General features: G+C 43.1%; 17 protein-coding genes and 1 tRNA gene. 14 read left to right on the top strand and 4 right to left on the bottom strand.

The features are described 5' to 3' along the window. Positions 1–8: 8 nt before the first annotated feature. Both pulA and Q0E19_RS04615 read left to right on the top strand, forming a co-directional pair. The gene (pulA, locus tag Q0E19_RS04620; RefSeq protein ID WP_294407859.1) at positions 9–1970 is read left to right on the top strand and encodes a type I pullulanase; all 1962 of its coding nucleotides are present in this window, start codon (positions 9–11) and stop codon (positions 1968–1970) included. A 195-nt stretch (positions 1971–2165) separates the two neighbouring features. Beyond that, positions 2166–2242, top strand: a tRNA-Pro gene (locus tag Q0E19_RS04615). A gap of 70 nt (positions 2243–2312) precedes the next feature. Here Q0E19_RS04615 and Q0E19_RS04610 read toward each other — a convergent pair. The 4 genes from Q0E19_RS04610 to Q0E19_RS04595 all read right to left on the bottom strand — a co-directional run bounded on the left by Q0E19_RS04610 (position 2313) and on the right by Q0E19_RS04595 (position 6617). Next, entirely contained in the window at positions 2313–3464 is a 1152-nt protein-coding gene (locus tag Q0E19_RS04610; protein WP_294407858.1) for a site-specific integrase, read from the bottom strand. Positions 3465–3644: 180 nt separating this feature from the next. Beyond that, entirely contained in the window at positions 3645–4424 is a 780-nt protein-coding gene (locus Q0E19_RS04605) for an ion transporter (protein ID WP_294407857.1), read from the bottom strand. Between the two features lie 40 nt (positions 4425–4464). Further along, a complete protein-coding gene (locus Q0E19_RS04600) occupies positions 4465–5805 on the bottom strand; it encodes an exonuclease domain-containing protein (RefSeq protein WP_294407855.1) in 1341 nt (446 codons plus the stop codon). 164 nt (positions 5806–5969) lie between these two features. Further along, the gene (locus Q0E19_RS04595; RefSeq protein WP_294407853.1) at positions 5970–6617 is read right to left on the bottom strand and encodes an XRE family transcriptional regulator; all 648 of its coding nucleotides are present in this window, start codon (positions 6615–6617) and stop codon (positions 5970–5972) included. A 201-nt stretch (positions 6618–6818) separates the two neighbouring features. Between Q0E19_RS04595 and Q0E19_RS04590 the strand changes: the two genes are divergently transcribed. The 12 genes from Q0E19_RS04590 to Q0E19_RS04535 all read left to right on the top strand — a co-directional run bounded on the left by Q0E19_RS04590 (position 6819) and on the right by Q0E19_RS04535 (position 11996). Next, positions 6819–6941 carry a hypothetical protein gene (locus tag Q0E19_RS04590; protein WP_294407851.1) on the top strand — a complete coding sequence of 41 codons (123 nt, stop codon included), beginning with the start codon at positions 6819–6821 and terminating at the stop codon, positions 6939–6941. A gap of 184 nt (positions 6942–7125) precedes the next feature. Further along, entirely contained in the window at positions 7126–7332 is a 207-nt protein-coding gene (locus Q0E19_RS04585; protein WP_294407849.1) for a helix-turn-helix domain-containing protein, read from the top strand. A gap of 21 nt (positions 7333–7353) precedes the next feature. Further along, on the top strand, positions 7354–7506 hold the full coding sequence (locus tag Q0E19_RS04580) for a hypothetical protein (protein ID WP_294407848.1): 153 nt from the start codon (positions 7354–7356) through the stop codon (positions 7504–7506). After that, positions 7507–7776, top strand: coding sequence for a hypothetical protein (locus tag Q0E19_RS04575; RefSeq protein WP_294407846.1), 270 nt, complete (start codon positions 7507–7509; stop codon positions 7774–7776). A gap of 15 nt (positions 7777–7791) precedes the next feature. Continuing rightward, positions 7792–8028, top strand: coding sequence for a hypothetical protein (locus tag Q0E19_RS04570; RefSeq protein WP_294407844.1), 237 nt, complete (start codon positions 7792–7794; stop codon positions 8026–8028). Positions 8029–8032: 4 nt separating this feature from the next. Further along, a complete protein-coding gene (locus tag Q0E19_RS04565; RefSeq protein WP_294407842.1) occupies positions 8033–8158 on the top strand; it encodes a hypothetical protein in 126 nt (41 codons plus the stop codon). Next, on the top strand, positions 8121–8420 hold the full coding sequence (locus Q0E19_RS04560; protein ID WP_294407841.1) for a hypothetical protein: 300 nt from the start codon (positions 8121–8123) through the stop codon (positions 8418–8420). The genes Q0E19_RS04565 and Q0E19_RS04560 overlap by 38 nt, the downstream gene beginning before the upstream one ends. A gap of 12 nt (positions 8421–8432) precedes the next feature. Then, on the top strand, positions 8433–8834 hold the full coding sequence (locus tag Q0E19_RS04555; protein WP_294407840.1) for a hypothetical protein: 402 nt from the start codon (positions 8433–8435) through the stop codon (positions 8832–8834). Then, on the top strand, positions 8824–9195 hold the full coding sequence (locus Q0E19_RS04550; protein ID WP_294407839.1) for a hypothetical protein: 372 nt from the start codon (positions 8824–8826) through the stop codon (positions 9193–9195). Before Q0E19_RS04555 ends, Q0E19_RS04550 begins: the two co-directional genes overlap by 11 nt. 9 nt (positions 9196–9204) lie before the next feature. Then, on the top strand, positions 9205–10506 hold the full coding sequence (locus Q0E19_RS04545) for a PcfJ domain-containing protein (protein ID WP_294407837.1): 1302 nt from the start codon (positions 9205–9207) through the stop codon (positions 10504–10506). Beyond that, the gene (locus Q0E19_RS04540) at positions 10503–11453 is read left to right on the top strand and encodes a hypothetical protein (protein WP_294407836.1); all 951 of its coding nucleotides are present in this window, start codon (positions 10503–10505) and stop codon (positions 11451–11453) included. Before Q0E19_RS04545 ends, Q0E19_RS04540 begins: the two co-directional genes overlap by 4 nt. Before the next feature lie 3 nt (positions 11454–11456). Further along, positions 11457–11996 carry a siphovirus Gp157 family protein gene (locus Q0E19_RS04535; protein ID WP_294407834.1) on the top strand — a complete coding sequence of 180 codons (540 nt, stop codon included), beginning with the start codon at positions 11457–11459 and terminating at the stop codon, positions 11994–11996.

Genomic DNA, 11996 nt, shown 5'->3' with positions numbered 1-11996 from the left:
GTCCCTTTGTGGATAAATTAAACATCGGACAAATAGACAGAGAATTCTACTATGACGGAAATGACTTAGGGGCAACTATTCTGGAGGACAGGACGCTTTTCAAGACCTGGTCGCCATATGCGTCGGGGGTATATCTTAATCTTTATCTTGACGGCAAGGGAGATAACAAGATCGAAACGCTGCCGCTTGAAAGATTGGATAAGGGCGTATGGTATGTGGAGCTGTTCAGAAACTGCGACGGCGAGTTCTACACCTTCACATATGAATTTGACAACGGAAAAAGAAGATACGAAACCATTGATATCTATGCGAAAGCCTGCGGTGTAAACGGCGACAGGGGAGCGGTAGTGGACTTCAAAACTACCGACCCTAACGGCTGGGACAGAGTTAAAAGACCAAAATGTGCAAATGCCTGCGAGGCGGTGGTATATGAGTGCCATGTAAGGGATTTCTCCATAGATCCGAGTTCGGGAGTCTGTCCTGAACACAGAGGAAAATATTTGGGATTTTGTGAGAGCAGGACAAGGAACAAAGGCATCGAAACCTGCCTTGACCATTTAAAAGAGCTTGGCATCACACACGTTCATCTGCTGCCTGTGGAGGATTATGCTACCGTTGATGAGAGCAGACCCGACAAGGCGCAGTACAACTGGGGATATGACCCGAAGAATTTCAACTGCCTTGAGGGATCATATTCGACAGATCCCGAAGACCCGAAATGCAGGATAAATGAGTTCAAGCAGCTGGTCATGACGCTGCATAAGAACGGTATAGGCGTTATAATGGACGTGGTCTACAACCATACCTATTTTACGGAGGAGTCATCTTTTGAAAAGGCTTTCCCCGGATATTATCACAGAGTATGGAATGACGGATCATTTTCAAATGGTTCGGGCTGCGGAAATGAAACTGCGTCGGATCATCTGATGATGAGAAAATTTATAATAGATTCGCTGAAATTCTGGGCAACGGAATATAAGGTGGACGGTTTCAGATTTGACCTTATGGCTCTGCACGATATCGAAACTGTGAACATTATAAGAGATGAACTCAATAAGCTTGACCCTGAGCTGCTTATGTACGGCGAGGGCTGGACAGGAGGCGAATCTCCGCTGGCTGCTGATAAGCTGGCTTATAAGTGGAATTCCTATCAGTTCGGCAGGGTAGGTCTGTTCAACGATAATATCCGTGACGCTATAAAGGGCGGAACGTTCAACCCATATGATATGGGATATGTCAGCGGAAACAAGAACGCTGCGTCATTCCTCAGAAGAGGTATAGCAGGTTCTGTTCCTCATCATCAGCTTAAAGATGTGCCTGAGGCTTGCTGGGCATTTGAACCTACTCAGACTGTGAACTACTGCGAGGCGCACGATAATCACACGCTGTGGGATAAGCTTCAGATATCGGCGAAGAACTATACTGAAAAATCGAGAGTGCGTATGGATAAGCTTGCGGCTGCCATAGTTATACTTTCGCAGGGAATGCCTTTTATTCAGCTGGGACAGGATTTCCTCAGAACAAAGCCGAGGGCGCTTGAAGAGGGAGAAACTCCAGATGAGGTGAACATATACAGCCAAAATAGCTATAATGCTCCGGATTTCACCAATGCGATAAAGTGGGGCAGAAAGCAGGAATACAAGGAAGTTTTCGATTTCTACAAGGCGCTTATAAAGCTGAGAAAGAGCAGCCATTTGTTCAGGCTCAGCACTAAGGGCGACGTTGACGCACATCTTGAATTTCTTGACAGCGGCGACTGGAATTTTGTTGTATATAAGCTTGAGGACGAGAACGAATGTTATGTTGTCGCACTCAATCCGCATACGGAGAATAAGTATTTCAATCTTCCGTGGGGACGTTTTTACCGCTGCCTTGACGAAAACGGCAGAATGAACGGCAATCTTGAAGAGGGAAATGTATGCTGTCCGGCTCTGACGGCAGTAGTTTTTAAAAGGAAAAAGGATCAATAATCAATTTTTTTGAAAGCGAATTATATCAGAATACCGCTGAATGTGTGGTAAATGTATATAAAAACAGCGGTATTTTGAATTAATTTGTTGAAAAAGTAGAAGTGATAAAAAAGTGTTGACAAAACGGGTTGTGTGTGCTATAATAATTAAGCTGTCAGATGAGAGAAACGACAGAGAAAAATAAATAATAAAAATCGAGGCGTAACTCAGTTTGGTAGAGTGCTTGGTTTGGGACCAAGATGCCGCAGGTTCAAGTCCTGTCGCCTCGACCATGATTTTAAAAGACTGCTTATTTAGGCGGTCTTTTATTTTTGTACACGTTTTTTACACGGATTTGTGGATTTATAACTTTACACCGTTAAGCACACCTATCGCACGTTCCGATTCTCTCGGATAAAGGTGAGCGTATGTTTTGAGTGTGATTTCGACATTTGAATGTCCAAGACGTCTTGCTACCTCCTGAATATTTATCCCCTCATTCGCCAACAGTGAAGCATGACTGTGCCTAAAATCGTGTATGCGAATACGCTTTACGGCTGCGGCAGAAGAAAATTTTTCGTTCATATGCTGCACTGTGGTGTCCCTTATGGGGCGTTCACCTCCGCATATGTACTGACTTTCACGGAATCCGTCAAGCCTCATACAACGCTCTCTATGCTTGTTCAGCACCTCTATAAGCGGTTCGGGTATTTCGATGGTACGAACGGAACTATGATTTTTGGGCGGTGTTACCCTGTCCTCCCCTTTCAGCTTTTGGCTTATGCTTTTCGTAATGCTTATATTGTCGCCTTTGATATCGGTCCATTGCAAAGCATAGATCTCACCTTTTCTCATACCCATATAAAAAGCTGTGCAGAAGAAAACATAGTAATTCCAATCGTACAGAGAGCCGTTTGCTTCCGACTTCTCACAATACTCTCTTGCGGCTGTGATGAATTTATGAAATTCCTCAGGAGTATAAAAAAGCATTTCTTTGTGCAACTCCATAGGTGCTTTAAAATTGCCGACTTTTAGCAGCGGGTTAGTCTGTATATACTCCATTTTAACAGCGTAATTCAGCATTGCTCTGAACTCGCCGTAGATATTCTTCCTCATGCGAATACTGAGTCCTTTATCTTCAATATTCCTTTTCCAATTTTCAAGTACAGGTATATTAAGCTTGTCCAGCTTTATGTCCGACAATATCGGTACAACGTGCTGAGAAAGTATTGTCTGAGTTTTTTCAAGAGTCGATTCTCTTACCTCATGCTTTTTGGCGGTAAGATATTCACTGTAAAGCTGACCGACTGACATTCGCTGCGCAGGCTGTTCGATCTTCACCGAATGGATCAGCTGCATTTCCAGCTGTTTAGCCGCCTCTGCTCCATAAGTCACACGATCCAACTGGTGCTGCTTTCCGAGAGCATCGGTGTAGTTGATACGCACACGGTATTTTTGCAGACCGTCTTTCTTGATGTTCTTCCCGCTTTTGTCCGTCATTTTGTAAATTGGCATTGTATTTCCTCCTATCATATCTTATCGTTTTGTTGACATCAACAAAATGTTATGTTATAATAAAAGGGCAGAATTCGCCCTTTCTTAGCTGGTTGGGGTGTGAATTTTAACTGAGCCGATACTGTCAACATCGGTTCATATGTCCTCTGAGTGCTGTCAACGCTCGGAGGACTTTTTTTATTAGTCGATCTTATGTCCGCAATAAGGACAATATTTTTTATCTTTGTCATCGTCTTTGTCAATGACCTCTGAAAATCCCGCTGTGATAATACCTGTCGGCACAGCAACAAGACCGATACCCAGCAGGGCGATTATTGTACTAAGCACCTTTCCTGCTATCGTCACAGGGTATATGTCACCATACCCTACTGTTGTCAATGTGGCTACGCTCCACCACAGTGCCTGAAAAACGTTCGTAAAGGTTTCGGGCTGTGCTTCGTGTTCAATGTTGTACATTATAAGTGCAGCTATCAGCATAAGCAATCCCACCACAAGCAGCGATGATATCAGCTGAGATGCCTTGCGTTTAAAAACCTCAGCGATAGTTGACAGTGCTTTGGTATAGCGATTGATCTTAAACAGCCTGAGCAGCCGCACAAGCCTGAGTGTCCTCAGCGCCCGCAGGTCGATAGGTATCAGCATAGGCAGGTAAAACGGCATTATCGCCAGCAAGTCAATTACAGCCATAAAGCTGAAAACATATTTTAGTCTTGCTTTTACAGGTGAAAGCTCAGGCTTTAAAGTGTCCGCTGTCCATACTCTTAATATGTATTCAAAAGTAAATATAATGACTGATATAGTTTCGATCACTGACATAATGCCTTTGACATTATCGGGCAGCTGAAACGTTTCCGCCACAACGGAAGATGTGTTTATGACAATGAGTATTATTATCATCACTTCAAATATTTTGTTGTGGTTCACAAGCTCAAAGGCTTTGGATTTTATGGTTTTGTACATTTATTTTGTCCACCTAATTTGCAAGCTGCTAAACGTCAGCTCAACTATATATAACCGAAAGAAAATCATTCTCGTTGATGATCTTTACTTTCTTGCCTGCTTCTTGAAGTTCCCTTGCTTTTAATACCTCAGAGCCGTAATTGCCGTATGACCAATCAGGACTGCCAAAAGCACCTATTACAAGATAGTCGGTCTTGCCGCTTACGGCTTTTCTTATGATTGCCCCCATATCTTCATATATGGGCGTTATCTCACTTATATCTCCGAGCTGACACTCACCTGTAAATACAAGCACCTTACCATTAAGGTCTATAAGCTCGTCTGGCGAAACGTCTTTGTCGAACTTAGGCTTGCAGATATCATTGAAAACCTCAAGCATTTCATCAAGTTCAGATTGCTCCAATATGCCGTCCTCCAAAGCGTTTTCGATTATTCGTTTCAGCTTGTCGAACGGATAGTCATTACAATACTCGTCATTGCTTTCAAGCCAATCTTTCAGTTCCATAACTTCATCATCGGTCAGAATATTATCGTCGGTAATATCCAGAAGCAGTTCTTGGAGCTGCTGTATGGCTTTGGTCTTTGCCGAGTAGCGAACGTTATAGCTGTTCTTTTTCAACGTGAATTTTGCATGATTATGTATCGTTGGCATTGCTTTTTTACTCAGCTTTTCAAATACCTGCTGAGTTGCCAACACATCAGGCAATGCACGGTGGGCAGAGTCATTGGTGACATTAAGCATTCTGCATAGCGTACTCAGCTTGTGATTTTCAAGTTTCGGAAACACCTGTTGAGAAAGCTCCAGCGTATCACATACTTTATTCTTGTATGGCAGATTAAAACGCTGACAAGCTGCCGAAATAAACTGACTGTCAAATTCTATGTAATGTCCTACAAGTATATCGTTTCCGATAAATTTCAAGAACTTCGGAAGCACGATATTTATACTTGGTGCGTCCGAGACCATTTCATTTGTTATCCCTGTGAGATCTTCGACTTCTTCGGGTATTCTTTTCTTAGGCTTGACAAGCTGCTCGAATGTATCAATTATTTCAAAGTTTTCAACAAGCACCGCTCCAAATTCTGTGATATAGTCATACTGTGGGTTAAGCCCTGTTGTTTCAAGGTCTATAACAACATATCTGTTAGGGACAGACTGCTTTTTCTTTGGCTTTGGTGCTGTTGGTTCATTGTAACTAATAACTTTGTCATTTGTCTTTTCAACTGTATCTATCTTACTCATCGGTTTGTTTTTATTTTGCCTTCTCAGCACAATAAATGCGATAATTAATATAGCAGCTATCGGCAAAGCTATAAACCAGAACTTGAAGAAAAGCACCATAACGAACATTATCGCTATCAAAGCAATAATATATCCCACAAAAATTCCTCCTAAATGTCACTAATTTCGACATATATAAACTTTTTATTGCAAAACTTTACATTACTCGAATTTAGTGATATAATATATTTGTAAGTAACGGGAGAAATCTTGTTATTTTATTCCTGTCAGTATTTGCGGTACTGGCGGGGATTTTTTTATGCTTACAATGTTTTGATAATGGTTTTGACTACTCCGAGTATCCTTATGCGCTCACGGTCAGCACCCGAAAATTCTCTTGGCTGATATTCAGGGTTGAAAGAGATAAGACGTATTATATCATCATCATATTCTATTTTTTTGACAACACCGTTCTCGCCGTCGATAAGAGCAACGACTACCTGTCCGTTTTCCGCCCAGTCTTGACGCAGCACCTGTATTTTATCTCCGTTTTCTATTTTAGGATACATACTGTCGCCTGTAACTACGATACACATAGTATTTTCGGCTTCCTCATCATTAACGATATACAATGGTATATATTCGGTTATATAATCGTCCGCATACGCTCCGAACCCTGCCGAAACGCTTTCATACACAGGGATCATTCGTATTTTATCCTGTGGAAGTACAGCGCCTATATTTGATTCCACAGCGGTTTCGGTATGATTATTTTCATTACGTCCCAGAAGATAATCAGATGAAATATTGAGTGTTTTACATATTTTTAAGAGTATAGCTGTACTTACATCACGTTCACCACGTTCATAAGAGCCATATGTCCTTAAATTCATATCTAATTTCTGAGCAAGTTCTTTCTGAGAAAGACCTGCTTTTTTTCTTGCTTCTTTTATTTTTTCAGGTAAATTCATAATGAACCTCCTATATAATGTTCACCCTTTGTGTAAATAATAACACATTTTGTGCAAAAAGTCAAGTATAAATAGTTACACAAATAGTGTACATATTGCACAAATTTTAGTTACATATTTCGTGTATGTTTTTAATGAAAATGCATTGACTACTTACACATAACGTGTTATAATATACACATAGAACGGAGGTGAACACAAATGGTCAAGCTTAAAGACAAAATAAAAGAGTTTTCCGAGATCGTGGAGGAAATCGAAAAACTCTTGATCAGGATAATTTCGCTGGTAGGCTGGATAATTATTCTGATAGAAGCACTAAAATAGTGCAGGCGGAGCGAAAAGCTCCGCTGTACTGTTCAGTATATCATACGGCTGACCATTTGTCAAGATATGAGAGAAAGCAGAAAAAGTATTTTAAAACTTGTAATAAAGCTGTTTGAACTTCTGGGACTTTTGTTTTCCCTGACAGCTTTAATAACCTTTTTAATGAATGAAGTGAGGTGAGAATATGGCAGAGGTGTTTAATAACATTCGTGCAGAATGCGCAAGAAAGCGTATTCCGCTTTGCGAGCTGACATCAAAAGCAGGCATTGAGAGAAAGACTTTCTATAACTGGGAAGATAAAGGAGATATGCCTTTAAGCGCACTGAATAAGTTCGCAGAGATACTTAATGTCACAACTGATAAGCTGCTTGGTATTGATCTTAATAAGTGAGTATGGAGAGAGGGTGAGAAAATGACCAAAACATATCAGATCGAGTTCACGACTGAGTATAGCGAAACACGAGTAGTCAGCGTATCAGCGCACAGTACAATAGACGCACTTCGCAAGGCAGGCTATGAATGCCGCACAGGTGAACATATAGCGTCAGTGAAGGAGGTAAACTAAATGAGATCCCCAAATATCGAAACTGCGGTACGCCTATACTATGAGAAGCCCGAAATAACCAATGCGGATATCAAGGAGCTGTTCGGCACAGGCGAAACGCAGACTATCAAGATCAAGAGAGCGGTCAAGGAAGAAATGGCAAAGCAGGGCGTTAAGTCATGGCTGCCCCACTCTATAAACACAAGGATCGCATACAAGGTCTGGGGCATTGACATAGACGATTATGAAAAACGTCTGAAAAAACTGAGGGCGCTTGCCCTTGAAACTTGAAAGGAGCTGAACCCCATGATACTGAGCGACAGCGCATTTTTCCTGGCAATGCTGATAATATCAGTGCTGCTTCTGTGGGTATGCTGGGTGTACGATAATCTTAAGTACGAGGCAGACCAGAACGAGCGCAAGCGGCTTGCGGCGGAAAATGAGCAGCTAAAACAGGAGCGTGACCAACTGACGGACAAGCTGTCACATTCATACGGAGAGATCACATATGCCGTCAGAGGAAAGATGTATAAGGAGGAATAAGAAAATGGACATCGTACTTATAGCGGGAATGATAGTCGTCACCGCAGCAGCCGTAATAGCATTTTTCGCAGGCTCGAAGGACGATAAGGATAATGATAATACAGATAGGAGCGATAATGATGAACACTAATGTTAAACCGCCACGCAACACACTTTCAATGCATTTCTGCACGTTTCTGACGGGCAAGAAAAAGCCTGAGTGCGGAGTGCTGAACGTAACACCCACAGAGGAATACTGCCGTAGCTGCAAGTTCTTCAAGACACACAAACAGTTCGAGGACGGAGTAAAGCAGGCTGAGAAAATGCTCAGTGACAAAGGTTTGCAGAGAATAGTGAAGTTCGATTACAACGGCGACCGCTATATCAGCGTTGAGCCTGTTCCAAAGATTTAAGGAGTGATAATAATGATAACGAAAGAGGAGTTTGAAAAGGCGGTGGATCACTGCAATGGTGACACTATCACTTGCTGTGGCTGCCCACTTTATGGCAAACAACATCATTGTGTTGTGTATTTAACTGAGTACATAAAAGAAAACGAGCCTGCACCTGCGGTAACAGATACAAGCTCGGAGGTATCGCTTGGCGATACGAAAAAAATTTTAGCACACCTTGATGATAGCACAAAAGAGCAGATTTGTCAAGCGTATGATACCGCTGACGAAGCCTGCACAGATATACTTACTATCTATGAAGGAATGTCACCGCAAGAGCAGAGAGCCTTTGATATCGGTGAGGTATACGGAAAAATATTCAGCACAAGGTGTAAACTTGAAGAACTGAAAGATGGTGACAGCAATGAACATTAACGCAAAGAAAGCTCAGGACAAGTTGTCGCAGGAGCTGTCAGCTGCAAAGCTGGGCAGCCGTGCAAAGGCAGTTGCAAAGCCTACCCTTGACGCTCTCAAAACTTTCTGTGAGCAGAATGAGGAATTTGCCCAAGCTGTATTGCAGACGGACAGGACCTTTGCCCAATGCGTTGAAAATGCTGTCAAGGGCGCAGGCGGAAGTATCTCAGATATCGAGGTCTACCGCAGAGCCGTAAGCTTTTACTTCAAGGGTGCGGACGTTCATTTCAATATGACTATCGACTTAGGTGACGGCTCGGACGATGAAGAAACTGTAAGACCGCCTGTCAGCCTGTCCCTCGACAGCTTGCTGGACTTCTGAGGTGACAGTATGAAAAAGGCGAGAAAAGAGGCTCTTATCTATTGCTTCCCTGCGGTGAGTGAAGAACTCTTGAAAAAAATGAAAGGCAAGGGCGCTGAAAATTATGTGGTGTTCCTCACAAGAGGTGCTGAACTTTTCGCACGCTGCTTTCACAGATATTCAAAGGGTGAGATCGTGGAGCGACAGCGCTATGTCTTTGCTAAAGACGGCTCTGTGAGATACGGCAGTGACAACGGCGTTAACTGGTCCGTGCGCACCGATTTTCGTGAGCCTGTCTTTTACAAAAGCTGTATGGGATATAACTATGATGATTCCTATTCGGTACTGAATATCAAAGCCATAGACGAATCAGATATGCGGTATAGTCAGTATCAGCTTTATCACGGCAATATGCTTATGTGCTATCTGCACGCATGCTGCAAGCACCCTAACCTTGAGTATCTTATGAAGCAGGGTTATGATGTGACAGATGTGGCTTACACAGGCTGGTGGGGATATCAGGAAAAGTTTCTGCTTTCTCAGCGTATAAACTGGAAAAGCAATGACCTGCTGAAAATGCTTGGCTTAAACAGGACAGAGTTCAAGACGCTCAAAGGCAATGAATGCCTCTGGGAACAATATCTTGACTATCGTGAGGAATATCCGAAACTGAAACCCGAAGATATCCTGTATATCGCAAAGATCTTCAAGGACGAACACGGCACCCTTGAACGTCTTGTAAAGACAACAGGTCTTACACCGCAAAGACTGGCACGATACATAAATGAGCAGGAGATAAGACCACTTGATTACGGCGACTATCTCGATCAATGTAAAACGCTTAAATACAACATTCACGATACAATGATAGCGTTGCCCCACGACTTCTGGACAATGCACAACAGGCTCACTAAAATGATCAATTACGAGCATGACGAGCTTGTTTTGCAGAACTTCACAAGCAGGCTTGCGGAGCGTGTCAGCCTTGAATTTTCGGCAGACGGCTTGCTTATCAGACAGCCCCACAGTTTGCAGGAGATAGAGGACGAGGGCAGGATATTGGAGCATTGCGTGGGCGGATATGCAGAACGTCACGCTATGGGAAAACTCAGCATAATGTTTCTGCGGAAAGTGTCTGAGCCTGACAAGCCTTACTATACTGTTGAGGTGAGCAAGTATGGCGGTATCGTGCAGTGCAGAGGATATAGAAACAACGTGGTACATAACGGCGGTGAGGACAAGCCGCAGAAGATAAAGAACTTTGAAAAGAAGTATCAGCAGTATCTTGACAGGGTATTTGCTGAGAAACGAAAGGAGCGTAAAACAGCGTGAACGAACTATCAGCAGATTACATAAAAGCGCAGGAGCTTGACCGCAGGATAAAGACCTCGGCTCAGCTTGCGCAGCAGAGCCTTTACGATATGTGTATGGGCTTTAAGGAAATGAGGGACAGCAGGCTTTACAAGGAGCTGGGATATTCGGATTTCGGGAATTACTGCGAGCAGGAAACAGGGTTTTCAAAGATGAATGTATACAGGTACATTTCGATTGCTGAAAATCTGCCACAGGATTTTGTAACCTCGAGGTTACAGATCGGAGTTAAAAAACTTACTCTGCTTTCCAAACTTTCCGAGGACGAACGTACACAAATGACCGAGAACACCGACCTTGAAAACACTACTGTCAAGGAACTCAAAGCAAAAATAGATATTTTGCAGAACGAGCGTGACAGAGCCATGGAGTCGAATGCAGAGGCAAGTCATCAGGTCTTTATGGCGGATAAAAAGGTGCTTGAAATGAAAAGAAAGGTAACACAGCTTGAAGCCGAGATAAAGGATCTTGAAAGCCGTCCTATCGAGGTGGCTGTGGAAACGGACAGCAAAGAGGTGGCAAACCTCAAAGACGCTATGCGGCGTGTTGATCTTGACTGGTCGGAGAAATATTCAAAGCTTGAAGAGGACAGCCTTAAAGACCGCAGAGAGCTTTTGCAGAAAGCCGAGCAGGCTGAAAAGGACAAGCAGGAAAAGCTTGCACAGCTGAAAACGGAACTTGAAAATACTAAGGCTGAGTATGAAAAAAAGCTTGCGGGGAAGGCTGATACTGCTCCTGCACAGGACGATAAAGCTGTCTTCAAGGCTTATCTTTCCACCGCTGTTGACAGCGTGAACAGACTTTGCGCTTTCGTTTCCGAACACAGTGACAGCGGAAATTACGGGCTTTTTACACAGAAAGCAAGACAGCTTGCAGATATAATAACAAATAAACTGGAGAGGTGCTGACATATGAAACTTTACGAGATAGCCAATGATTTTCAGCTGCTTTTTGACAGCCTTGAAGATATGACGGAGAACACAGAGCTTACTGACGAACAGCGGGCTGACGCAGAACAGGCTTGGTTCGATACTCTTGAGGGTATCGAGATCGATCTTGCGGACAAGGCGGAAAATGTTGCGGTGTATATCAAGACGCTCAAAGCCGAAGCGGATATGCTCAAAACGGAAGAGGACGTTCTCAAAAAGCGCAGGGAGCAGAAGTCAAAACGTGCCGAAAGCCTGAAAGCGTATCTTATGAACTGTATGCAGAGGGTGAACCTCACGAAGATAGAACGTCCTATGGCGAAGATAACTCTGAGGAACAATGCCGAATCTGCGATGATAGCGGACGAGAAAGCCTTTATCGAGTGGGCGGAAAATAACCATGACGAACTGCTGAGATACAAAGCCCCCGAAATAGCAAAGACTGAGGTAAAAAAGTTCCTGCAGGCAGGGGGCAGCATACCGAACGTTACACTTGGCAGAACAAAGTCGCTGATAATAAAGTAA

It is taken from the genome of uncultured Ruminococcus sp., assembly GCF_934476685.1.
Taxonomy (GTDB): Bacteria; Bacillota; Clostridia; order Oscillospirales; family Ruminococcaceae; genus Hominimerdicola.
The sequence above is the reverse complement of the archived record's forward strand: the minus strand, read 5'-3'. Positions and strand labels throughout refer to the sequence as shown.

Bases quoted from the DNA above. Each gene is read 5' to 3' on its own strand.
- Q0E19_RS04590 (WP_294407851.1), top strand. From the start codon at position 6,819: ATGGTCAAGCTTAAAGACAAAATAAAAGAGTTTTCCGAGATCGTGGAG.
- Q0E19_RS04555 (WP_294407840.1), top strand. From the start codon at position 8,433: ATGATAACGAAAGAGGAGTTTGAAAAGGCGGTGGATCACTGCAATGGT.
- Q0E19_RS04565 (WP_294407842.1), top strand. From the start codon at position 8,033: ATGGACATCGTACTTATAGCGGGAATGATAGTCGTCACCGCAGCAGCC.
- Q0E19_RS04585 (WP_294407849.1), top strand. From the start codon at position 7,126: ATGGCAGAGGTGTTTAATAACATTCGTGCAGAATGCGCAAGAAAGCGT.
- Q0E19_RS04560 (WP_294407841.1), top strand. From the start codon at position 8,121: ATGATAATACAGATAGGAGCGATAATGATGAACACTAATGTTAAACCG.
- Q0E19_RS04545 (WP_294407837.1), top strand. From the start codon at position 9,205: ATGAAAAAGGCGAGAAAAGAGGCTCTTATCTATTGCTTCCCTGCGGTG.
- Q0E19_RS04595 (WP_294407853.1), bottom strand. From the start codon at position 6,617: ATGAATTTACCTGAAAAAATAAAAGAAGCAAGAAAAAAAGCAGGTCTT.
- Q0E19_RS04575 (WP_294407846.1), top strand. From the start codon at position 7,507: ATGAGATCCCCAAATATCGAAACTGCGGTACGCCTATACTATGAGAAG.
- Q0E19_RS04580 (WP_294407848.1), top strand. From the start codon at position 7,354: ATGACCAAAACATATCAGATCGAGTTCACGACTGAGTATAGCGAAACA.
- Q0E19_RS04605 (WP_294407857.1), bottom strand. From the start codon at position 4,424: ATGTACAAAACCATAAAATCCAAAGCCTTTGAGCTTGTGAACCACAAC.
- Q0E19_RS04570 (WP_294407844.1), top strand. From the start codon at position 7,792: ATGATACTGAGCGACAGCGCATTTTTCCTGGCAATGCTGATAATATCA.
- Q0E19_RS04535 (WP_294407834.1), top strand. From the start codon at position 11,457: ATGAAACTTTACGAGATAGCCAATGATTTTCAGCTGCTTTTTGACAGC.
- Q0E19_RS04610 (WP_294407858.1), bottom strand. From the start codon at position 3,464: ATGCCAATTTACAAAATGACGGACAAAAGCGGGAAGAACATCAAGAAA.
- Q0E19_RS04550 (WP_294407839.1), top strand. From the start codon at position 8,824: ATGAACATTAACGCAAAGAAAGCTCAGGACAAGTTGTCGCAGGAGCTG.